The 21,334-nt window shown below is 63.2% G+C and carries 24 protein-coding genes; 16 read left to right on the top strand and 8 right to left on the bottom strand.

Annotated elements, in window-relative coordinates; genetic code table 11:
• Window positions 1-89: 89 nt before the first annotated feature.
• The 4 genes from purB (at window position 90) to ACN0TK_RS15080 (ending at window position 3,164) form a co-directional block, all read left to right on the top strand.
• Window positions 90-1,391: an adenylosuccinate lyase gene (gene purB / locus ACN0TK_RS15065; protein WP_417310346.1), complete on the top strand. Its 1,302-nt coding sequence runs from the start codon at window positions 90-92 to the stop codon at window positions 1,389-1,391.
• Window positions 1,392-1,532: 141 nt separating this feature from the next.
• Window positions 1,533-2,090 (top strand): pyridoxamine 5'-phosphate oxidase family protein, encoded by a 558-nt coding sequence (locus ACN0TK_RS15070; protein WP_417310347.1) that lies wholly within the window; start codon window positions 1,533-1,535, stop codon window positions 2,088-2,090.
• Between the two features lie 84 nt (window positions 2,091-2,174).
• Window positions 2,175-2,468, top strand: coding sequence for a GIY-YIG nuclease family protein (locus tag ACN0TK_RS15075; protein ID WP_417310348.1), 294 nt, complete (start codon window positions 2,175-2,177; stop codon window positions 2,466-2,468).
• A gap of 240 nt (window positions 2,469-2,708) precedes the next feature.
• A complete protein-coding gene (locus ACN0TK_RS15080) occupies window positions 2,709-3,164 on the top strand; it encodes a thioredoxin domain-containing protein (protein ID WP_417310349.1) in 456 nt (151 codons plus the stop codon).
• Between the two features lie 13 nt (window positions 3,165-3,177).
• Here the strand turns inward: ACN0TK_RS15080 and ACN0TK_RS15085 are convergent, their stop codons facing one another.
• On the bottom strand, window positions 3,178-3,501 hold the full coding sequence (locus ACN0TK_RS15085; RefSeq protein WP_417310350.1) for a DUF1476 domain-containing protein: 324 nt from the start codon (window positions 3,499-3,501) through the stop codon (window positions 3,178-3,180).
• Between the two features lie 221 nt (window positions 3,502-3,722).
• On the opposite strand from ACN0TK_RS15085, the gene purC reads away from it, so the two are divergent.
• The 4 genes from purC (at window position 3,723) to purL (ending at window position 7,791) form a co-directional block, all read left to right on the top strand.
• On the top strand, window positions 3,723-4,490 hold the full coding sequence (gene purC, locus ACN0TK_RS15090) for a phosphoribosylaminoimidazolesuccinocarboxamide synthase (protein WP_417310351.1): 768 nt from the start codon (window positions 3,723-3,725) through the stop codon (window positions 4,488-4,490).
• A gap of 155 nt (window positions 4,491-4,645) precedes the next feature.
• Window positions 4,646-4,885, top strand: a complete 240-nt coding sequence (gene purS / locus ACN0TK_RS15095; RefSeq protein WP_417310352.1) for a phosphoribosylformylglycinamidine synthase subunit PurS — start codon at window positions 4,646-4,648, stop codon at window positions 4,883-4,885.
• 13 nt (window positions 4,886-4,898) lie between these two features.
• On the top strand, window positions 4,899-5,561 hold the full coding sequence (gene purQ / locus ACN0TK_RS15100) for a phosphoribosylformylglycinamidine synthase subunit PurQ (protein ID WP_417310353.1): 663 nt from the start codon (window positions 4,899-4,901) through the stop codon (window positions 5,559-5,561).
• A gap of 4 nt (window positions 5,562-5,565) precedes the next feature.
• Complete coding sequence (purL, locus tag ACN0TK_RS15105; RefSeq protein WP_417310354.1) at window positions 5,566-7,791, top strand: phosphoribosylformylglycinamidine synthase subunit PurL; 2,226 nt, start codon at window positions 5,566-5,568, stop codon at window positions 7,789-7,791.
• Window positions 7,792-7,807: 16 nt separating this feature from the next.
• Here purL and ACN0TK_RS15110 read toward each other — a convergent pair whose 3' ends face one another.
• From ACN0TK_RS15110 to ACN0TK_RS15120, 3 genes are all read right to left on the bottom strand, one after another.
• Entirely contained in the window at window positions 7,808-8,362 is a 555-nt protein-coding gene (locus ACN0TK_RS15110) for a methyltransferase family protein (protein WP_417310355.1), read from the bottom strand.
• Between the two features lie 88 nt (window positions 8,363-8,450).
• Window positions 8,451-9,446: a M20/M25/M40 family metallo-hydrolase gene (locus ACN0TK_RS15115; RefSeq protein WP_417310356.1), complete on the bottom strand. Its 996-nt coding sequence runs from the start codon at window positions 9,444-9,446 to the stop codon at window positions 8,451-8,453.
• A gap of 72 nt (window positions 9,447-9,518) precedes the next feature.
• Complete coding sequence (locus tag ACN0TK_RS15120) at window positions 9,519-10,022, bottom strand: YHS domain-containing (seleno)protein (protein ID WP_417310357.1); 504 nt, start codon at window positions 10,020-10,022, stop codon at window positions 9,519-9,521.
• Window positions 10,023-10,174: 152 nt separating this feature from the next.
• Between ACN0TK_RS15120 and ACN0TK_RS15125 the strand changes: the two genes are divergently transcribed.
• The 4 genes from ACN0TK_RS15125 to ACN0TK_RS15140 are packed head-to-tail and all read left to right on the top strand — an operon-like array spanning window position 10,175 to window position 12,021.
• Window positions 10,175-10,411 carry a BolA family protein gene (locus ACN0TK_RS15125; RefSeq protein WP_417310358.1) on the top strand — a complete coding sequence of 79 codons (237 nt, stop codon included), beginning with the start codon at window positions 10,175-10,177 and terminating at the stop codon, window positions 10,409-10,411.
• Window positions 10,412-10,414: 3 nt separating this feature from the next.
• Window positions 10,415-11,275: an aldo/keto reductase gene (locus ACN0TK_RS15130; RefSeq protein WP_417310359.1), complete on the top strand. Its 861-nt coding sequence runs from the start codon at window positions 10,415-10,417 to the stop codon at window positions 11,273-11,275.
• Window positions 11,275-11,607, top strand: a complete 333-nt coding sequence (grxD, locus tag ACN0TK_RS15135; RefSeq protein WP_417310360.1) for a Grx4 family monothiol glutaredoxin — start codon at window positions 11,275-11,277, stop codon at window positions 11,605-11,607. The genes ACN0TK_RS15130 and grxD overlap by 1 nt, the downstream gene beginning before the upstream one ends.
• 15 nt (window positions 11,608-11,622) lie before the next feature.
• Window positions 11,623-12,021: a DUF427 domain-containing protein gene (locus ACN0TK_RS15140; RefSeq protein ID WP_417310361.1), complete on the top strand. Its 399-nt coding sequence runs from the start codon at window positions 11,623-11,625 to the stop codon at window positions 12,019-12,021.
• On the opposite strand, the gene ACN0TK_RS15145 is transcribed toward ACN0TK_RS15140, so the two are convergent.
• Both ACN0TK_RS15145 and rpsD read right to left on the bottom strand, forming a co-directional pair.
• Entirely contained in the window at window positions 12,018-12,539 is a 522-nt protein-coding gene (locus ACN0TK_RS15145; RefSeq protein WP_417310362.1) for a hypothetical protein, read from the bottom strand. The two genes, ACN0TK_RS15140 and ACN0TK_RS15145, sit on opposite strands and share 4 nt — an antisense overlap.
• A gap of 201 nt (window positions 12,540-12,740) precedes the next feature.
• The gene (gene rpsD / locus ACN0TK_RS15150) at window positions 12,741-13,358 is read right to left on the bottom strand and encodes a 30S ribosomal protein S4 (protein ID WP_417310363.1); all 618 of its coding nucleotides are present in this window, start codon (window positions 13,356-13,358) and stop codon (window positions 12,741-12,743) included.
• Window positions 13,359-13,588: 230 nt separating this feature from the next.
• Here rpsD and ACN0TK_RS15155 point away from each other — a divergent pair, with 230 nt between their 5' ends.
• From ACN0TK_RS15155 to ACN0TK_RS15165, 3 genes are all read left to right on the top strand, one after another.
• Window positions 13,589-14,728, top strand: a complete 1,140-nt coding sequence (locus ACN0TK_RS15155) for a serine hydrolase domain-containing protein (protein WP_417310364.1) — start codon at window positions 13,589-13,591, stop codon at window positions 14,726-14,728.
• Between the two features lie 78 nt (window positions 14,729-14,806).
• Window positions 14,807-16,255 (top strand): MBOAT family O-acyltransferase, encoded by a 1,449-nt coding sequence (locus ACN0TK_RS15160; RefSeq protein WP_417310365.1) that lies wholly within the window; start codon window positions 14,807-14,809, stop codon window positions 16,253-16,255.
• Window positions 16,256-16,355: 100 nt separating this feature from the next.
• On the top strand, window positions 16,356-17,558 hold the full coding sequence (locus tag ACN0TK_RS15165) for a hypothetical protein (protein ID WP_417310366.1): 1,203 nt from the start codon (window positions 16,356-16,358) through the stop codon (window positions 17,556-17,558).
• Window positions 17,559-17,565: 7 nt separating this feature from the next.
• Here ACN0TK_RS15165 and ACN0TK_RS15170 read toward each other — a convergent pair whose 3' ends face one another.
• Together ACN0TK_RS15170 and ACN0TK_RS15175 are read right to left on the bottom strand one after the other, a co-directional pair.
• Entirely contained in the window at window positions 17,566-18,306 is a 741-nt protein-coding gene (locus ACN0TK_RS15170) for an RNA methyltransferase (RefSeq protein WP_417310367.1), read from the bottom strand.
• On the bottom strand, window positions 18,303-19,745 hold the full coding sequence (locus ACN0TK_RS15175) for a hypothetical protein (protein ID WP_417310368.1): 1,443 nt from the start codon (window positions 19,743-19,745) through the stop codon (window positions 18,303-18,305). The genes ACN0TK_RS15170 and ACN0TK_RS15175 overlap by 4 nt, the downstream gene beginning before the upstream one ends.
• A 304-nt stretch (window positions 19,746-20,049) precedes the next feature.
• Between ACN0TK_RS15175 and ACN0TK_RS15180 the strand changes: the two genes are divergently transcribed.
• Window positions 20,050-21,264, top strand: a complete 1,215-nt coding sequence (locus ACN0TK_RS15180) for an NADP-dependent isocitrate dehydrogenase (RefSeq protein ID WP_417310369.1) — start codon at window positions 20,050-20,052, stop codon at window positions 21,262-21,264.
• Window positions 21,265-21,334: the final 70 nt, after the last annotated feature.

Raw genomic sequence — 21,334 nt, forward strand, 5'->3', positions numbered from 1 at the left:
TCGCTTGCGGCACACGTCCCTCCCCTTGACCTTTTCGCCCCCTTGCCGCATCTCCCGCGCTTGCTCACAACGCGCCGACGGAGCCGCCCATGATCCCCCGCTATACCCGCCCGCAAATGGCCGCCATCTGGTCGGACCAGAACAAGTACAAGATCTGGTATCTGATCGAGGCGCATGCGACCGAGAAGCTGGCGGAGCTGGGTGTGGTGCCGCAATCGGCGGTGGCGGCGGTGTGGTCGGCGAAGGATGTCGAGTTTGATGTCGAGCGGATCAATGAGATCGAGGCCGAGGTCAAACACGATGTCATCGCCTTTCTGACCCATCTTGGTGAGCATGTCGGCGAGCAGAGCCGTTTTGTGCACCAGGGACTGACCTCGTCGGACGTGCTCGACACCTGCCTCGCCGTGCAGATGCGCGACAGTGCCGATCTTCTGCTTGAGGGCATGGACCGGGTGCTGGCGGCGCTGAAGACGCGGGCGCTGGAGCATAAATTCACCGTCTGCATCGGCCGCTCGCATGGCATCCATGCCGAACCGACGACGATGGGGCTGAAATTCGCCCGCTTCTATGCCGAGTTCAGACGCAATCGCGCGCGGCTGGTTGCGGCGCGTGACGAGATCGCCACCTGCGCCATTTCCGGCGCCATCGGCACTTTCGCCAATATCGATCCGCGCGTCGAAGCGCATGTCGCAAACGCGATGGGCCTTTCCGTCGAGCCCATCTCGACCCAGGTCATCCCGCGCGACCGCCATGCCAATTATTTCGCCACGCTCGGCCTGATCGCCTCGGCGATCGAGAATCTCGCCATCGAGGTGCGCCATCTGCAGCGTTCCGAAGTGCGCGAGGCGCAGGAATTCTTCTCCAAGGGACAGAAGGGCTCCTCGGCGATGCCGCACAAGCGCAATCCGATCCTGACCGAGAACCTCACCGGGCTGGCGCGCCTGGTGCGTTCCGCCGTCACCCCGGGACTAGAAAATGTCGCGCTCTGGCATGAGCGCGATATCTCCCACTCCTCCGTCGAGCGAGGTATCGGACCAGACGCCAATGGCCATCTCGATTTTGCGCTGCAACGCTGTGCCGGCATGGTCGAGGGCCTGATCGTGCATGCCGATCGCTGCCAGGAAAATCTCGACGCCCAGGGCGGCATCCATAATTCCCAGCGCCTGCTTCTGGCCCTGACCCAGGCCGGTGTGTCACGCGAGGACAGCTATCGCCTCGTCCAGCGCAATGCGATGAAGACCTGGGATGAGGGCGGGCAGCTGGTCGACCATCTCAAGGCCGATCCCGAGGTCACCGCGCATCTGGGCAACGCAGCGATCGAAGCCTGTTTCGACGAGGCCTATCACCTCAAACATGTCGACACGATCTTCGCCCGGGTGTTTGCCGACTGATTTTTCGCCCCGGCTCGCCGCCCCATCGGCCCGGACTGCGTCCGGCCCACTTCCCCGTCAGGGACGGGGAAGAAAGCCCGGCGAATGGATGGCAATCATCCGGGTCCCGGCATAAGCTTCTCCCGAGCGAGGGAGACATCCATGAGCAAGATCTACGAGACGATAGACGACAAGGTCACAGCCTTCATCGCGGCGCAGAAGATGTTCTTCGTCGCCACGGCGCCGTCGGGCCATGGCCACGTCAATCTCTCGCCCAAGGGCCACGACACCTTCCGCATTCTCGGCCCGCACGAGGTCGCCTATCTCGACCTCGGCGGTTCGGGCATCGAGACGGTGGCGCATCTGCGCCAGAATGGCCGCATCACCTTCATGTTCTGCGCCATGGACGGGCCGGCCAAGATCTTGCGCCTGTATGGCAAGGGCCATGCGGTGTGTTTCGACGAGCCCGGCTTTGCCGAAAAGCGCGCCCTCTTCGGTGAATTCCCCAAGGCGCGCGCCGTCATCACCGCCCGCATCTCGCGCATCCAGGACAGCTGCGGCTGGGGCGTGCCGCTCTACGAGTTCAAGGGCGAGCGCGACCAGCTGCTGCGCTATAACGAACACCGCACCGACGCCGAATGGCGCGAGCGCCGCTATGCCAGCAATGCCCTGTCGATCGACGGCCTGCCAGGCCTGATCCGGCCGGAAGAGGCGGAATAGCAGTCTGGCGACTCACGATCACTGGTCGCATTTAATACATATGCATTTTATCGTCATCCTGACGAAGGTCAGGACCTCGAGACAATGGGCATCCAACCCTGTGTCTACATGCTCGCCAGTCGCCCTCGCGGCGCGCTCTACGTCGGCGTCACAGGCGATATCGCCATGCGCGTCTGGATGCATCGCGAAGGGCGCGGATCGAAATTCTGCGCGAAATACCAGATCCACAACCTGGTCTGGCTCGAATTCGCCGCGACGATGGCCGATGCGATCACGCGGGAGAAGCGGCTGAAGAACTGGCGGCGGGCGTGGAAGATCGCGCTGGTGGAGAGGGAGAATCCGAAGTGGCGGGATTTGTATGAGATGATCAACCAATAGCAGGTGATATCGAGGTCCTGGGTAGAGTTTACCTGCGCGGGTGGGGGCGAGATGGCAAGCCAGGCAACACCTTACGACATCGAGGTCCTGACTTTCGTCAGGATGACGAGGATTGGTTTTGTATTCGGGTTGGTCGTGGCCAAGGCGGGGCCTAGATAACGCGAGTGTGATGGCGGCCGCGCTCGCCTTATCGCCTCGCCCGCCTATAGTCCGGACAGGCATCACACGGAGCTTCGCCACATGCGCACCGCCCTCATCGTCCTCGCCCTGCTGGGGGCTTTTCTGGCGCCGAATTTCCTGCGGGCGGAATGGAGCGCCGAGGCCGAGACCTCGCAGGCCGAGCAGGAACGGCCGCGGCTGGTGGCGGCGATGTTTCGCTCGTCCTGGTGCGGTGCCTGCCGCATCCTGGAACCGCGCATCGATGATGTGCGCCCGGATTATGCCGACGCCGCGGTGGAATTCGTCCGCTTCGACTTCACCCTCGGCCAGCGCGCCGCGGTGCGCGAACGCGCCGTGGAGGCGGGCATCACCGGGCTCTACGACCAGATGGTCGGCCGCACCGGCTTCCTGGTCCTGATGGACCGCGAGACCGGCACGGTGTTCGAGATCATCACCACCAATTACGACCGCGACCATATCCGCGAGGCGCTGGATCGCTGGCTGTCGGTGACGGCGGAGGTTGAGGCGGCGGGCTGATCCCGCCGCGCGCCTAGCTTTCGGTCTGGATCTGGTCGCGGGCGGTCGCCATCAGTTCATCCATCTGCTTGCGCAGGAGATGATCGGAGAGTTCGACCTTTTTCGCGTCGAGATCGGCGCGGATCTTGCGGAACACGTCGTCATCGCCGGCTTCCTCGAAATCGGCGACGATCACCGTCTTGGCATAGGCCAGGGCTTCCTCGCTATCGAGGCCCATCAGTTCGGCCGCCCACAGGCCGAGCAGCTTGTTGCGCCGGGCATTGGCCTTGAAGTCCAGTTCCTGGTCATGGGCATACTTGTTTTCGAAACCGGATTCGCGATCATCAATGCCAGACATGGCGGCTCTCCTTGGGGATGGGTCGTTGGGGGATTGGTTAGCTTGCCCGCTGCATGAAATCAATCGCCACCGCACAGGCCTGCCGCACCGCAGCAAGGGATTGCGAAGAACACAAAGGCCGGATAATTTGCCCCCTCAACGCGCGGTCCGGTCTCCGATTCGGGCCGCGTCGCGCATTTTCGGTCCGGACCTGACCCCGGACCCCGACTGGAGCGCCGCCCATGTCCCGCCGCAAGAAACTCTACGAAGGCAAGGCCAAGATCCTCTATGAAGGTCCCGAGCCGGGCACGATCGTCCAGTATTTCAAGGATGATGCGACCGCCTATAACGGTGAGAAAAAGGCGACGCTCGAAGGCAAGGGCGTGCTCAACAACCGCATCAGCGAATATGTCATGATGCAGCTGGCCCATATCGGCATCCCGACCCATTTCATCCGCCGCCTCAATATGCGTGAGCAATTGGTGCGTCAGGTCGAGATCATTCCGCTGGAAGTCGTCTGCCGCAATGTCGCTGCCGGCTCGATCAGCAAGCGCCTCGGGATCGAGGAAGGCCAGCAATTGCCGCGCGCCATCGTCGAATTCTACTACAAGAAGGACGAGCTCAACGACCCGATGGTGTCGGAAGACCACATCACCTCATTCAACTGGGCCAGCCCGCAGGAAATCGACGACATGATGGCGCTGACCCTGCGCACCAATGATTTCCTGTGCGGCCTGTTCGCGGCGGTCAATATCCGCCTGGTCGATTTCAAGCTCGAATTCGGCCGCCTCTATGAAGGCGATATGGTCCGCACCGTGCTAGCCGACGAGATCAGCCCCGACAGCTGCCGGCTGTGGGACATGGAAACCAATGAGAAGATGGACAAGGACCGCTTCCGCCGCGATCTCGGCAATGTCACCGAGGCCTATGCCGAAGTCGCCCGGCGCCTCGGCGTCATGAAGGACATGCCGCGCTCGGTGCCCGACGCAGCGGACGAAGCGGGCAAATAGTTCGCGGTCCGAACCGGCTTGAGAGCGCCCCCGCATCGCCGGGGGCGTTTTCATGTCTGAAGGGGCTCATCAACTGGCGCTGCTTGATTGCATCGGCAGGCCGCGCGCTTTATGCAGGGCGCATCCGAAGCAGGCCTTAAAAGCGAGTCGTTCCCGTGAAAGCGAAAATCCACGTCTACCTCAAGCCTGGCGTTCTCGACCCACAGGGCGCTGCCGTTGCCGGCGCGCTGCACAATATGGGTTATGACGAGGTCACCTCGGTGCGCCAGGGCAAGCTGATCGAGCTCGACCTGACCGGCGATGATGCCGAGGCCGCCCGGGTCCGCGTCGACGAGATGTGCGCCAAACTCCTCTCCAATCCGGTGATCGAGAGCTACTCGATCGAGCTGGAATAGGGGCGACGTGGCCATGAAATCCGCCGTCATCGTCTTTCCCGGGTCCAATTGCGACCGCGACGCCCATGATGCGATCGAACGCGTCACCGGCACCGCCCCCGCCATGGTCTGGCACCAGGAAACCGCCCTGCCCGAAGGCACGGATTTCGTCATGGTGCCCGGCGGGTTTTCCTATGGCGACTACTTACGCTGCGGCGCCATGGCGACGCACTCGGCGATCATGCCGGCGATCATCGCCCATGCCGCCACCGGCGCGCCGATCCTGGGGGTGTGCAATGGCTTCCAGATCCTGACCGAATGCGGCCTGCTGCCCGGCGCCCTGATGCGCAATGCGCAGCTCAAATTCATCTGCGAAGACACCCCCATCACCGTCACCAATGCCGATACGCGCTTCACATCGCGCTATCCGGCCAATGCCAGGCTGATCATCCCGATCGCCCACCACGACGGCAATTATTTCGCCGACGCCGAAACCCTGGTCCGGATCGAGAATGAAGGCCAGGTCGTCTTCCGCTACGGCGCCAACCCCAACGGCTCCGCCAACGACATTGCCGGGATCATCAACGAGCAGGGCAATGTGCTCGGCATGATGCCGCATCCGGAACGCGCTGTTGATGCCCGGCATGGCGGGACGGATGGGCTGGCTTTGTTTGAATCTCTGCTTGGATCGGCCTGATCACATGACTCACTACGCTCAAAACATCACCGCCGATATCGTCAAGGAACACGGGCTGTCCGAGGCCGAGTACCAGGTCATCCTGGACCGGATGGGCCGGGCGCCGAATCTGGTCGAGCTGGGGATTTTCTCGGTGATGTGGTCGGAGCATTGCTCCTACAAGTCCTCGCGCCTGCATCTCGGCAAGCTGCCGACCAAGGGCGCCAAGGTCATTCAGGGCCCGGGCGAGAATGCCGGCGTGGTTGATATCGGCGATGGCCAGGCCGCCATCTTCAAGATGGAAAGCCATAATCACCCCTCCTATATCGAGCCCTATCAGGGCGCGGCGACCGGGGTTGGCGGCATTTTGCGTGATGTCTTCACCATGGGCGCGCGGCCGATTGCGCTGATGAATGCGCTGCGCTTTGGCGCGCCGGACCATGCCAAGACACGGCAATTGGTCGACGGCGTCGTCGCCGGTATTGGCGGCTATGGCAATTGCGTCGGCGTGCCGACCGTGGGCGGCGAGACCAATTTCCATGCCGGCTATAACGGCAATATCCTGGTCAATGCGATGGCCGTTGGCCTCGCCGATGCCGACAAGATTTTCTATGCCCGCGGCGCCCAGCCGGGCCAGCCGATTGTCTATGTCGGCTCCAAGACCGGCCGCGACGGCATTCACGGCGCCACCATGGCCTCGGCCGAATTCGACGATGATAGCGCGGAGAAACGCCCCACCGTCCAGGTCGGCGATCCCTTCACCGAAAAGAAGCTGATCGAGGCCTGTCTCGAACTGATGGCCACCGATGCCATCGCCGCGATCCAGGATATGGGCGCCGCCGGCCTCACCTCCTCCTCGGTCGAGATGGCCGACAAGGGCGGCATCGGTATCGAGCTCGACATGGACAAGGTGCCTCAGCGCGAAACCAATATGTCGACCTATGAAATGATGCTCTCGGAAAGCCAGGAGCGCATGCTGGTGATCATGAAGCCGGGCCGCGAAGACGTCGCGATGCGGATTTTCGAGAAATGGGAACTCGATGTCGCCGTCATCGGCCAGACCACGGACAGCAAGCGCATGGTCCTCACCCACAAGGGCGAGACCGTCTGCGATATCCCGATCGCGCCATTGGCCGATGATGCCCCCAAATATGACCGCCCCTGGTTTGCGCCGGAAGTGCGGGCCCAGATCCCGGCCGGCGATGTCGCCAAGCCGGCGCATATGGGCGAAATTCTGCTCAAGCTGATGGGTTCATCCGACATGGCCTCGAAGGCCTGGATCTGGTCGCAATATGATCGCCACGTGATGGCCGACACCGTCGCCAGTTCGCAGAACCCGTCCGACGCCGCCATCGTGCGCATCCACGGCACCAATAAGGGTCTGGCGATCACCACCGACTGCACGCCGCGCTACTGCCAGGCCGACCCGTTTGAGGGCGGCAAGCAGGCCGTCGCCGAAGCCTGGCGCAATCTCACCGCCGCCGGTGCCGATCCGATCGCCATCACCGATTGCCTCAATTTCGGCAATCCGGAACGGCGCGAGATCATGGGCCAGTTCGTCGGCTGTATTGATGGCATGGCCGAAGCCTGCCGCGTTCTCGACTTCCCGGTCGTGTCCGGCAATGTCAGCCTGTATAACGAGACCAATGGTGCCGCCATTCCGCCAACACCCGCCATTGGCGGTGTCGGCCTGATCCCCGATCTCGACAAGCGCGGCCAGTTTGGCGGCCTGACAGCCGGCGACATCCTGCTGCTGGTCGGCGAGACCAAGGGCGCGATGGGCGCCTCGGTCTATCTCAAGGAAATCGAGGGCCGCGAAGAAGGCGGTGCGCCGCATGTCGATCTCGCGGTGGAGAAGGCCAATGGCGATTTCGTGCGCGGCCAGATCCGCTCCGGCCGCCTGACTGCCTGTCACGACCTCTCCGATGGCGGCCTCGCCTGCGCCGCCGCCGACATGGCGCTGGCCTCCGATATCGGCATCAAACTCGCCCATGAAGGCGCTGTGCCGATGCATGGTTTTCTGTTTGGCGAAGACCAGGCGCGCTATCTCATCGCCGCCAAAAAGGAAGACGCCATCGCCATCCTGCAGGACGCGAAAGCCGACGATATCCCGATCCAGGTGGTCGGACTGGGCGGCGGCACGGCCATCACCGTCAATGGCGCCCACAGCCTCGAACTGACCCGCCTGCGCGAGGCGTGGGCAGGCTGGCTGCCCGGTCTGATGAACAAGGTCGCGGTGGCGGCGGAATAGCAAGCCCGGCGCGAAGTTACAGGTATCGGCGCACCCGGCCACAATAGGCGCGATAGGCGTCACCGAAATCGCGCCTCAGATGAGGCTCCTCCACGCCGGTGACGAACACATGGATGAAGGCGGCGAAGACGAGCGCACCGCCCAGCGCCAGGGCTGACCCTGACGCCAGGCTGCTCCCCAGCATGAGGGCGAAATAGCCGACATATTGCGGGTTCCGTGAATGCCGGTACACGCCCTGTTCAATCAGTTCGTCCTCGCGCAGGCCGTAGACCCGCGCCGTGGAACCAAATCGTCTGCGTCCGATATGGATCATCCATCCGCCAGCTGTGGCCAGGACAAGCCCCGCGACAAGGTTGACCGGCGTGACGGCATAAAGGCTGCCTCGATCACTGAAGGCGAGCCCGAGAATGGCCAGCGCCAAACCATGCATCAACACCCCGGAGGCCAGCGCGACGGGGAGCGACCATCGGCCCAGTCGGGCGAAATCCCGCCGGGCTAGGATCACGAAGGGGATGGAAGCCAGCGCGATCACGCCGATGGCAACCAGGAAGGCGACGGTCATTCCAGACATGAGAACCTCACGAAACAATCCTCGAAACGAGTGCCGTGAGCTTAATCTCTCTAGTCGCTAGAGCTTCAAGCCCTGATTTTCCCTAAACTCAGCGCCCCGACCGGTCGCCGATCAAGTCGAGCTGACGGTCGGACTCGCGAGCGAAATCGACCACCGTCTCCGAGGCGTCCTGGAAGAAATCCAGCGTCATGTTCTCATAGGTATCGGTCGGCTCGTGATAATGCGGGTGATAATCGACGCCGAGATAGATGAAGGGGATGCCGACAGCGTGGAAGGCGCCGCTATCGGTCGCATTGGTCCAGTCGGCGCCATGATCCTCGGACGGCTCGTCAAAACCGGTCGGCAGATTGACGGCCGAGCGGGCGCGCACGGCCTCCACGACCGGCATCAGGAAGGGATAGTGATAGGTCCCGACCGCCCAGAGAATGCGCTCGTCGGACATCGCAACCATGTCGAGATTGAGATTGAAGGCGATGGTCTCGACCGGCACCGGCGGGCTGGCGACAAAGGCCTCGGCGCCGCGCAGGCCATGCTCTTCGGCATCGAAGGCCACGAAAACAATATCATGCTCGGGCGGACTGGCGGCAAAGCTCGCAGCCGTCGCCAGCAGGGCCGCGACACCGGAGGCATTGTCGTCGGCGCCGTTCCAGATCTGGCCGCCGCGCTCGCCCATATGGTCATAATGCGCACTGACCACCATCACCCGGCCGCTATCGCCGGTGCCGCGCAGGCGGCCGATGATATTGGTGCCGACCGTGGTCGGGCTCCAGCCATTGGGGCGATCGAATTCGAAGGTCGACACGAAGCTGTCATTGATCGGCTCGATGCCGATCTCCTGGAAGCGCGAAATAATATAGGCGCGGGCGCGTTCACTGCCCGCCGTCGCCACGAGGCGGCCTTGCATGTCGTCGGCCGCGAGAATGCGCAAATCCTCGAGCAATTGCGCCCGGTCCATCGCCGGTGCGAGGCCGGACGATATCCCCGCTGCGGTGTCGCCATCCGGTGCGGAAATCTCGGCAGGCTGCTGACAGGCGATCGCAAAAGAAGCGCAGGCCGCTGTGGCCAGCAAGGACATATAACGCATGGACATTCCCCGAATAACGTGTGCCACAGCTTGCCACGCCATTCCCGGCAACCCCACTGGTTTTTCACGCACCTAGAACCAGCGGCTCGGGCGCGCCGCGGCTTCCGGCTCGATGGAGGGCCAGTTCGCCTCCGATTGTTGCAGATAACCGGGAATATCCGCCTGCCAGCGTTGATGGATCGCGGTCGAGAAGTTGAGATACAGCCGTCCGTCCACGATCTCCCAGGCCAGCGGATCGCTGCGCACCTTGCGCCCATGGGCCAGCGCATAGGCGCAATGCCCGTCATAGGCCGGGGCGTAGCGCGCCGGATCCGCGACGAAGGCCGCCCGATTGGCCTCGCTTGCAAACCACCAGCTGGCGCCATTGTAGTCGGCAGTGAACGTCTCCAGCCCGTGCACAGGCCCGGCCTCGTTGAAATAGCTGACCGCATCATAGCCGTTGAGCGCCCGGCCCTGACGGTCGGTATATTGCTCGCCGGCATGGGCGGCAGCGGTTGGCAGCACCAGCAGCAGAACGAGTGCGAACAGTGCCGGCAAGATGCCAGCCGGGCGGTGCAGTGCGGACAAACCTGTCATGGACATCTCCTGGCGAACGTGACGAATGGCGTGCGCTCCTGTATGAGCCGGATGCAGGGCGTTGAACACCGCCCCGCACGCCCCGGGCGGTCACGCTTTGACACCGGGACCCACAAGAATTCGTGATCACAGCAATACCAGGATGCCCGACCATGCCGATGCCCGCCGAAGAGATCATCGCCCACATCAAGGCCGGCCTGCCGGACGCAAAAATCGAGCTGGAGGACCTGGCCGGCGATAATGATCACTGGAAGGCCATCGTCACCAGTGAGGCGTTCCGCGGCAAGTTGCGCGTCGCCCAGCACCAGATGGTCTATGCGACGCTCGGCTCGAAAATGGGCAATGAGCTGCACGCCCTGGCGTTGGAAACCCGCACACCCGATGCCTGAGGCATGAGCGATCCGGCCGCATTCTCCCGTCTCGGTTTCGGTGTCACCGGACCGCATGCATCACTGGCGGTCTCGCGACGCGGCAGCCAGCGCCTGATCGCCGAGGCGATCGATCTCGGCATCACCCTGTTCGATACCGGGCCGGCCTATGGGCGCGGCGAAGGCGAACGCCGCCTTGGCGAGGCCCTGCGCGGGCGCCGGCGCGACGGATTGTTCATCGCCACCAAGGCGGGCATCGATATCGACCGCCACCGGGACTTCTCCGCCGGCGGCATCGAGATGTCCGTGCGCGGCTCGCTGGAACGTCTGCGAACGCCCTATATCGACCTGCTGCTGCTGCACGGCCCCTCCGCCGCCGAAATGTCGGACCGGCTCATTCGCCGCCTCGAGGCCCTGCGCGAACGCGGCATGGTGCGCCAGATCGGCGTGTGTGGCCGCGGGCCGGAGCTGGATGCGGCGATCGATCTCGGTGTGTTCGATGCGCTGATGGCGCCCGTCCATGCCGGCCTCGACACCGCCGCCCTCGCCCGGCTGGCGCGCGCCAGCGAGGCCGGGATGAAGGTGATCGGTATCGAGGCGATCAGCGCCTCGGCGGCACCGGACCTGCGCCTTCCGGCTTCGCGCGCTGATCTGTGGTATCTCGCCCGCGCCGCCAAACGCGCCCTCACCGCAGCAAAGACCCAGCGCATCACTGCGCCGCCCGGGGGTGCGCTGAAATGGGCACTCGCCCGGGGCGGCGTCGATGCGGTAGTATGCCTGACAACGCGATCCGCCAATCTCGCTGCCAATGCGCGGCAGGCGGGTCTTGCAGCGGGAGCCGGGAACCCCCAGCTCTCCGGTACGGATTTACCAGGAGCACCATGATGTCCACCAATGCCCACGACGCCATCAAGGCCACCGTCGAGAATAACGACATCGTGCTGTTCATGAAGGGCACGCCGGTCTTCCCGCAATGCGGGTTTTCCTCGGTCGTGGCGCGCGTGCTCGACCATCTCCAGGTCGATTTCGAAAGCGTCAATGTGCTCGAAGATGCCGACATCCGTCAGGGCATCAAGGATTTCTCCAACTGGCCGACCATTCCCCAGCTCTATGTGAAGGGCGAGTTTGTCGGCGGTTGCGACATCATCAAGGAAATGTTCGAGACGGGCGAGTTGCAGGCCTATCTCAAGGACAAGGGCGTGCTCGAAAGCGCCTGACCGGAAAGGGCCGCCATGACAGACACACCGGACCGCCCCATCCTGCAGCCCGGGATCGACCATCCGCTGGAATTGCGGGAGATCGATGATCAGGTCCGCATCCGTGTTGGCGATGAAGAACTGGCCAGCTGTGCCCAGGCGCTGGAGCTGCGCGAGCACACCTCTTCGCCCGTGCTCTATGTCCGCCGCAGCGATATCGCGCCGCGCTTCCTGCAGCGCTCGATGCAGACCAGCTGGTGCCCCTACAAGGGCAAGGCGAGTTATTTCCATATCCGGCTGAAGGATGGATCGCGGCTCGAGAATGCGGTGTGGAGCTATGAAAGCCCCTTTGCCCATATCGCGGCGATCAAGGACCGCCTGGCCTTTTATCCCGACAAGGTGTCCGTCGAGCGGCTGCAGGCAGCCCCGGCCTAGCGTTGCGCCACATCCTGGCGGCCACTCTCATTCCAGTCCCAGGCGCGCTGGTCGATCGGGTTGAGCACGATGACGCGGCCACCGATCGGCACGCCCAGCTCCTCGAAACCGAAGCCGAGCTGTGCGCCCCAGGGCAGGGTCTGCCCGCAACGGTCCGGCTGGGTCCGCACCAGCCGCACGGTGTAGACATCGCGGTGATACTGCTCGACATCGACCGTGAAATCCGAGCGTACGGTGCAGCCATGGGTATCGGCATGCACCACCAGGATATCGTCATCAATCACGCGCCAGTAAACCACCGGCTCGAGATCGGGATCGACCTGCGGCGCCTGGCGGTTTGTGCCCGGCAAGTGGATATTGGCCAGATTGACGTCCGGCATGTGAATCGTCGGCAGCGACGGCATTGGTGGCAGGGAGGCGAGCAGACCCGGGCGCGCATCCGGTTCCGGAGCCGGCGTGCTCGAACAGGCAATACAGGACATCGCGGCACCGAACACCGCCAGAAAATGCAGACGCATGGTCTATCCCCCCAAGGACTTGCCGGCACTGCACCCAGCGACCGGCGGCTCCAGACCCAAACTGAAACACTTTGTTCATAAGTCGCAAAATGAGGGCCAAATCAACGCGATGACGGTGGCGCACACGCCGTGGCAATCGCGCAGCAAAAAGGCCGCCCGGCATAACCGGACGGCCTTTTCATGTCTGGATATTCGCGTCGCCTAGGAGGAGTAGAACTCGACCACGAGGCTTGGCTCCATCTGGACCGGATACGGCACTTCGGCGAATTCAGGAATGCGCGTGAAGGTGACCTTCATCGCTTTCGCGTCGAGATCGATGTAATCCGGGATATCGCGTTCGGCGCTTTCCAGCGCTTCGAGCACCAGGGCCATCGAGCGCGAACGTTCGCGAACTTCAACCACATCGCCGACCTTGCAACGGTAGGACGCGATATTGACGCGCTTGCCATTGACCAGGACATGGCCGTGATTGACGAACTGACGCGCGGCAAACACGGTCGGGACGAATTTGGCGCGGTAGACCAGCGCATCAAGGCGGGATTCCAGCAGACCGATCAGGTTCTCGGCAGCATTACCCTTGCGACGCGAAGCTTCGTCAAAGGTGCGGCGGAACTGCTTCTCGGTGATATTGCCGTAATAGCCTTTCAGCTTCTGCTTGGCGCGCAGCTGAAGGCCGAAATCGGAGACCTTGCTCTTGCGACGCTGACCATGCTGACCAGGACCGTAAGAACGGGAATTGACAGGAGATTTTGGACGGCCCCAAAGGTTTTCACCCATGCGGCGGTCAATTTTATACTTCTGGCTATGACGTTTTGACATGTTCTCTCTTTTCGATGCGGCCCGGTGAACCTCCCTCAAGGCTCACGATCTAAACGGCGGTCCACGCATCATCCCGTTGGGGTTGATCCACACAGAGCAAGGCTCCGGCGAGGGAAAAGGGGTTCTAGACGTGTGGAGGCGAATGTCAATGCCTGTGGGCGGCGGGAGAGTAACCGGCACTGCCGGAGGCCCCGTTTGACTGGAAGTTCCGCCCCGACTAGGAAAAGCACATGCTCAAAACACTCACGGCCACCATCGCCCTGTTCGCCCTGCTCCTCGTTTGGCCCGCCGCCGTACGCGCACAGGACAGCACGTATCTCGCCCGGCTCGCAGCGACCGCCTATGATCAGGCAGCCGCCGCGATCGCTGACGATCCCGCCCCGGGCATTTCCGTAACCGTGCTGTTGCCCAGCGGACACCGGATTGACGCCACGGCAGGGCTCGCGGACCGAGTCTCACACACCGTCGTGTCGCGGGATACCCGATTCCTGTCTGGCAGTATCGGCAAGAGCGTGACGGGCCTGATCGCCGCGGAACTGGCGAGTGAAGGCGTGATCGATCTCGACGCCCCGATCTCGACCTGGCTCTCCGGCCAGCCCTTCTGGGCCGACTTGCCCAATGCCGAGGCGATCACCCTGCGCATGCTGCTCAATCACACCGCGGGTGTGCCGGATTATCTCGAGGATCCGGGCTTTTTTCTCTCCGGATTCCTGCGCGGCGGGCGCGGCTATACTCCGGCGGAACTTGTCGGCTTCGTTGCCGATGAGGCGCCCATCAATACGCCGGGAACCGCTTTTTCCTATTCCGACACCCACTACATCCTCATAGGCCTGATCCTGGAAGACGCTACCGGGCAGGACTATCATTCACTGGTGCGCGAGCGCGTGATCGAGCCGCTCGGCCTGACGGATACGGAAGTGCTTTCCGGCCGCGATCATGATCGTTTGGCCAGCGGCCATGTCAGGGGGGTGTTCGGGCTTTCCGCCACTGCCCGCAATCACCGCCTCAATCACAATCTCGACCATGAGTGGGCGGCCGGTGGACTGGTGACCACGCCGGCCGATCTCGCGCGGTTCTATGCCGCGCTTGGTTCGGGTGAACTGTCCGCGCCCGGCGCACAGATGCGCGCCAACGCCTTTGTCGTCGATGCGGAGCGAGGCTCCAGCTATGGATTGGGCCTTTATGTGCGCACCTATGAGGATGGCGCGTTCCGCATCGCCCATGGCGGTGATTTCGGCGGCTATCGCTCCGCAGCGGTCTACGACTCGCAGACCGGCATCACGATCGCAGTCCAAGCGAACGGGAAGAGTTTCGAAGCGCCGGACTTTGCCTTTGCCCTGATGGACGAAATTGCCGCCATCACGCCCTGACGGCAGTCTTCAGCGAAACCCGCTTCCCCCATCGCCGCAAATGCGGCAAACCATAGTCAGCCCGTGGGGGAGCCGGCCTTGTTATTCAATTCGATCCAATTCCTGTTTGTCTTCCTGCCTGTAACGCTGGTGTTGTACTACACCGCGCGGCGCTATGCCGGTCACCAGGCAGCCCTGGCTTTGCTGACGCTGGCCTCGATGGTCTTTTATGGCTGGTGGAATGCCAGCTATCTGGCACTGCTGCTCAGTTCGATCATCGTCAACCACGCGTTCGGCGTCGCGATCCGCCGGCGCGGCTCCCAGCCCTGGCTGGCGATCGGCATCGTGTTCAATCTGGCGCTGATCGGGGTCTACAAATACGCCGACTTCTTCATTGCCAACACCAATGCCGTCACCGGGCTCGACCTGCCGCTGGCGCATCTGGCACTGCCGCTGGCGATCTCCTTCTTCACCTTCCAGCAGATCAGCTATCTGGTCGATGTCGCGCGCAATCATGCCAATCCGGGCAGCCTGGTGAAGCATGCGCTGTTCGTCTCCTTCTTCCCGCAATTGATCGCCGGCCCGATCATTCGCCACCAGGAGATTGCCGACCAGTTCGATGACGCCAGACGCAAGGACGTGCTCGCCGACAATCTCGGCATCGGCTTCACCATTTTCGCCCTCGGCCTGGCCAAGAAAGTCCTGCTCGCCGATAATCTGCAGCCCTTCGCCTCGAGCGGGTTCGATATCGCCGCCCATGGCGGTGAGGTCGGCGCACTGGCGGCCTGGACCTCGGCCCTGTGCTACGCCTTCCAGATCTTCTTCGACTTTTCCGGCTATTCCGACATGGCCCTCGGCCTTGCGCGGATGTTCGGCTTCCATATCCCGGCCAATTTCAACGCCCCCTACCGCGCCACCTCCATCGTCGATTTCTGGCGCCGCTGGCACATCACCCTGTCGCGTTTCCTGCGCGACTATCTCTACATCCCGCTCGGCGGCAACCGGAGGGGCGAATACCGCCGCTGGGCCAATCTCTTCATCGTCATGCTGCTCGGCGGCCTCTGGCACGGCGCCGCCTGGACCTTTGTCGTCTGGGGCGGTCTGCACGGGATGGGGCTGGCCTGGTGTCACTGGATCGACAGCAAATTCCCGGGTGGCCTGTTCCCGAAACCGCTGAAATTCCTCGCGCCGCTCTTCACCTTCCTCTTCGTCACCTTCGCCTGGGTCTTCTTCCGCGCCGACAGTTTTGCCGCCGCCAATGCGATGCTCGCGGGCATGATCGGTCTCAACGGGCTCGGCGAGAATGTCGGCGACGATCCCTTCATCGCGATCATCATCAGCCTGGCGATCATCTGGTTCCTGCCCGACACCATCTCGGCGGTGTCTCGCTATCTCGACCCGCGCACGCTGGCGGGCCAGGAGAACCACCTGCAAAAGGGCTGGCGCTGGTCGGCCAGCACCACCAGCGCGATCCTGATCGCCAGCCTCTTCTTCCTCGCCATCATCAATTCCTGGACCGTGGCGGAGTTCATCTATTACCGCTTCTGATCCCCCCAATGCCGATGCGTTCAAGCGTCTGGCCCGTTATGCGCGCGTCTTCGCGGCAACCCTGGTTGCGTGGCTGATCGGCTTTGGCGGCTTCACCCTTGTGGTCGACCCCTATGAGATCGCGCCCTGGATCTCGATCGAAGGCGTCAATGCCCGCCGCACGCGCGCGCATGAGGACGGCTACCGGGTCCATGTCGGCCACCGCCTGCTGACCAGCGACGCCGGCACCATCACCCTGGGCAGTTCGCGGGTGATGGACGGCTTCCCGCGCGATCTGCCCGACTGGCCCGGCGGCTATGAGAATCTCGCCATGGCCGGGACCTCGGCATTCGAGCTCGCCCGCGCCAGCGCCCTCGCCGCGCGCAATGAGGCGATCAATTGCGTCATCATCGGCGCCGATCTGCGCGAGTTTTCCACCGACACCAATACCCAGGCGACCTACTGGATCACGCCGATGGCCGGCGGCTCGCAGTTCGCGGCGCTGGCGAAGATGGCCCTGTCACCGAGCGCCTTTGCCCGCGCCCTGCAGACCGTCGACGACAATCGCACCGGCGGCTCGGACGAGCGCTGGGAGCACGCCTATGACGAGGCCGGGCTTCCGGCGCGCTTCGAGGAAGAACTGGCCAAGCGTTACCGCTATTACGCCTCGTATGAATACGATCCGGAACGCGTCGCCTTCCTGTTCCGCGGCATTGATGCCCTGCTCGCCTCGGGCAAACAGGTCGTGGTCTTCATCCACCCGGTCCATGCCTGGTATGAGGAAGCGCGCCAGCGCGCCGGTGCCGGCCCGGCCGAGATCGCCCTGCGGCGCGATATTGCGGCCCAGATTGCGGCGCGCGGCGTCACGGCAGAGGCCAATCAGGCCTGTTTCGACGGACCGGCCCTGCAAGCCTGGGATTTCGGCGGTTTCTCCGATCCGGCGCAAAGCGCGCCGCCCGCCGCCGACGGCTCGGCCCCCAATCCCTGGTATTATGTGCCGTCGCATTATCGGCCCGCCCTGGGCCAGGCGATCCTGGACCGGCTTCCCGGGCACAGCGATACGGGACAGGTCGGCGAGGGTTTTGGCCGCCGGCTCGACGGCGACACGCTGGAGGCCGATCTCGCCGCCTTGCAGGCGGGCCGTGAGCGCTGGCTGCAATCGGGCACGCCCTGGCAACAGCACGCGGCGCAGGCGTTTGACGCCTTCGACATCGATCCGCCGGCCCCGGAAGCCGGACCGCGCATATTCCTGAGCCATGGTGACCGGGTTGATCTGGAGCGTGATGTGCGGCGGATCGAGGAGCAGCACCGCAGCGACCGCTAGAATCGCCTCAGTCGTCCTGCACGGTGCGCGCCCGGCCGCGACCGCGCGCCAGCGCCTTCACGCAGCCGCGGAAGGTGCGCACTTCCTGAGTGGTCCAGCGGCCGCGCACGAAGGCGGCGCGCAGGTTTTGCACCATCAGCGGGGTCTTGTCGGGCGGGTAGAAGAAGCCGGACCGTTCCAGCTCGGCTTCGAAATGTTCGAACATGCCTTCGAGATCAAAGCGCGAGGCGACGTCGGAGACCGGGTCGAACACCGCCGGGGCGCCCTCCTCGGCCATCCACTCATAGGCGAGAATACCGACCGCCTGGCCGAGATTGAGCGAGGAAAAACTGCGATCGACCGGCAGGGTGATAATGACATCGGACAGGGCGACGGCATCATTGAGCAATCCGCCCTTCTCGCCGCCGAACAATATGCCGACCTTCTCGCCCGTCGCGATTGCGGCGCGGGCATCGGCCATGCCCTCGCGGGCCGTCATCACCGGCTTCTCCATGCCGCGCGGCCGTGCCGTCGTCGCGTAAAGCCTTGTAAAACCGCCAACTCCCGCCGTCAGATCATCCACCAGCCGCGCATTGTCCAGCACGGGCGAGCCGACCGCCATCGAGACCGCCTTCGGATTGGGCCATTCATCGCGCGGCGCCACCAGCACCAGATCCGACAGGCCGAAATTCGCCATCACCCGCGCGGCAGCGCCGATATTTTCGCCCAGTTGCGGGTGGACGAGGATGAAGGAGGGCATTGTTGTCATGTGGGAAAATCCATATCTGTCAGGGCGCCCGCCTCATCATAGACCGGGCTCAATCCGGCCCGTTCGAGCGCATTGCCCAAGGCATTGGCGGGATCGGAAAGGCGGGAAGACACGAGGGCGTCGATGGCGGCGATCACCTCCGGTGCGGCGCCATAATCTTCCATGGTTTCGAGGTACAAGGCAGCATCCAGATCACGCGACTGCTCAAGCGCACGCGCCTGCATGCCGGTCCAGAACGCGTAGAGTGACCGGTCCGGCACAGCCGCCGCCGTCATCAGCGCGATCAGCGATCCACAATCATAATAGGCCTGGAACCGGCCACGCTCGGCTGCCGAAGCGAGGTTGCCGTCCGCAAGCGCCGCCGTGCAGTCAGTGATGGCGGCCTGATAGACCCGAACAAGGTCTGCGTGGGGATCATCGGTCAGCTCGGCCAGGGCCGCATTGGCCATGGCGTTGGCCGCGCCTTCATGGATCCAGCTATCGACCGTATTCGCCAGCTCCACACCCGCGGCATTCTGGAACAGATGCGCCGCCTCGTGCGCGAAAAACCAGCGCAGGAAACGCCGCACCTGGGGTGTCTCCTCACGCAAGGCCTCGCCGCTCGAATCGAGCACGACGCTCGAGCCGATCACCCCGCCCTTGTTGGAAAAGCCTGCCACATCATAGCCGCCGAAGGCGAACATCAAGCTGGCGCGTTGCTCCAGCTCAAAACCCCACAAGGCCTCATAGCGCGCGAAGACCGCCGCCAGGTCGCTATCAAAACTGTCGCGGATCCAGGCGGGAAGGGCCGGGTCAATAATGCCGACGAAACTATCGCCTTCGGTAAGCTCACCCTCGCCGATATAGATGAAACTGCCCTCACCCCGGCTCACTGCGACAGTCTCGTGCAGACCGCTGCGACCGTCCGCGATAATCGGCCGCGTCGAGCGCACGCGCACGCCAAGCACAGGCTGCTCGCCATCCCAGCGGTCAATCTGCCCGCCGAGCGCAGCGATGCGGTCGCGGCCCTGCTCCGGCAGGAGTTCAAACTGCCCCGTATAGACAACGATCCCGCCATCAGAGAAGGCTACGAAGGGTGAATAGTCGCCATCGGGCCGCACAAAGCGGGCCTCGACCCGGAAGGCGGCGTGATCGACCGGCGCGTCAAACAGCAGCGAATCGAAGCCGGCAACATCTTCGATGTGCGCGCCGGCATCGAGCGGCGTCCAAGCGCCGATGCGATAATCGGCGGTCGAGCGGGCAAAGATCATCGCGGTCTGTGGCTCGGCGAAGGCGTAGTCGACCTGGAACACCCCCTCGCCCAGATCCACCACCGTCGCGGTCACATCGCTGCCCTTCAGCAAGGCTTCATCCGTGAGCGAATCCGGTGCAGTCGCATTGCTGCAAGCGGCCAGTGCAAGCCCGACAAACCCCAACACGGGCCAGTATCTCGCGCGCATGAAAATCTCCATAAATCTGCTTCGGCGCGCAATTTACCGGCACGGGTCACTTGGGCAAACTCTGTCCAGCTGCACAACTCCACGCCTTGACGCAAACTGTCCGCGCCGATCGCATCAGACCAGCACGGGTCCGATGAGAAATCTCTGCCCACACCCACCCCGACAGGATGGGGTCAATATGCACCCGCGCTTTTTCAGGGCAGGACTTTCTATGCGGCCCTGCGAGTGCTAGAGAGCGCGCAAATCAGAATACAGGGCCATACCTAGCGCCTTACACACCCGTCCGAAAAGAAAGCACAACACCATGGCGAAGATCAAAGTCGATACCCCGGTCGTCGAACTCGATGGCGATGAGATGACCCGCATCATCTGGCAGCTGATCAAGGACAAGCTGATCCTGCCCTATCTCGACATTGATCTGAAATATTACGACCTCTCGATCGAAAAGCGCGACGAGACCAATGACCAGATCACGGTCGATTCGGCCGAGGCGATCAAGAAATACGGCGTTGGCATCAAATGCGCCACGATCACCCCGGACGAGGCCCGCGTCGAGGAATTCGGCCTCAAGAAAATGTGGCGTTCGCCCAATGGCACCATCCGCAACATTCTTGGCGGCGTTGTCTTCCGCGAGCCGATCGTCATCTCCAATGTCCCGCGCCTGGTGCCCGGCTGGACCCAGCCGATCGTCATCGGCCGCCATGCCTTCGGTGACCAGTACAAGGCGACCGATTTCCTCGCCCCGTCCGCCGGCAAGCTGACCATGACCTTCCAGCCGTCAGACGGTTCCGAGCCGATCACGCGCGAAGTGTTCGACTTCCCGAGCGCCGGTGTGGCGATGGGCATGTATAATCTGGATGACTCGATCCGCGATTTTGCCCGCGCCAGCCTGAATTACGGCCTGCGCCGCGGCTGGCCGGTCTATCTGTCGACCAAGAACACGATCCTGAAAGCCTATGATGGCCGCTTCAAGGACCTGTTCCAGGAAATCTACGACACCGAGTTCAAGGACGCTTTCGCGGCCAAGGGCATTTCCTACGAGCACCGCCTGATCGACGACATGGTCGCCGCAGCGATGAAATGGTCCGGCGGTTTCGTCTGGGCCTGCAAGAATTACGACGGCGATGTCCAGTCCGACACGGTCGCCCAGGGCTTCGGCTCGCTCGGCCTGATGACCTCGGTTCTGATGTCGCCCGATGGCTCGGTGGTCGAGGCGGAAGCCGCCCACGGCACCGTGACGCGCCACTATCGCCAGCATCAGCGCGGCGAGCAGACCTCGACCAATCCGATCGCCTCGATCTTCGCCTGGACCCAGGGCCTGTCGCATCGCGGCCGCATGGACGACAACCAGGCACTGATGGACTTTGCCGCCAAGCTGGAAGACACGATCATCAAGACGGTGGAAGCCGGATATATGACCAAGGATCTGGCGCTGCTGGTCGGCGATCACCAGGGCTGGCTCACCACCCAGGGCTTCCTCGACAAGGTCGACGAACGCTTCAAGGCGGCGATGGCCTGATCGCCAGGACATATAACCTGTTGCCGGACGGATGCCGCCTCGATCAGCGGGCTTCGTCCGGCCCCGGGGA

The sequence above is a fragment of the Devosia sp. genome, assembly GCF_048261455.1.
GTDB lineage: Bacteria > Pseudomonadota > Alphaproteobacteria > Rhizobiales > Devosiaceae > Devosia_A.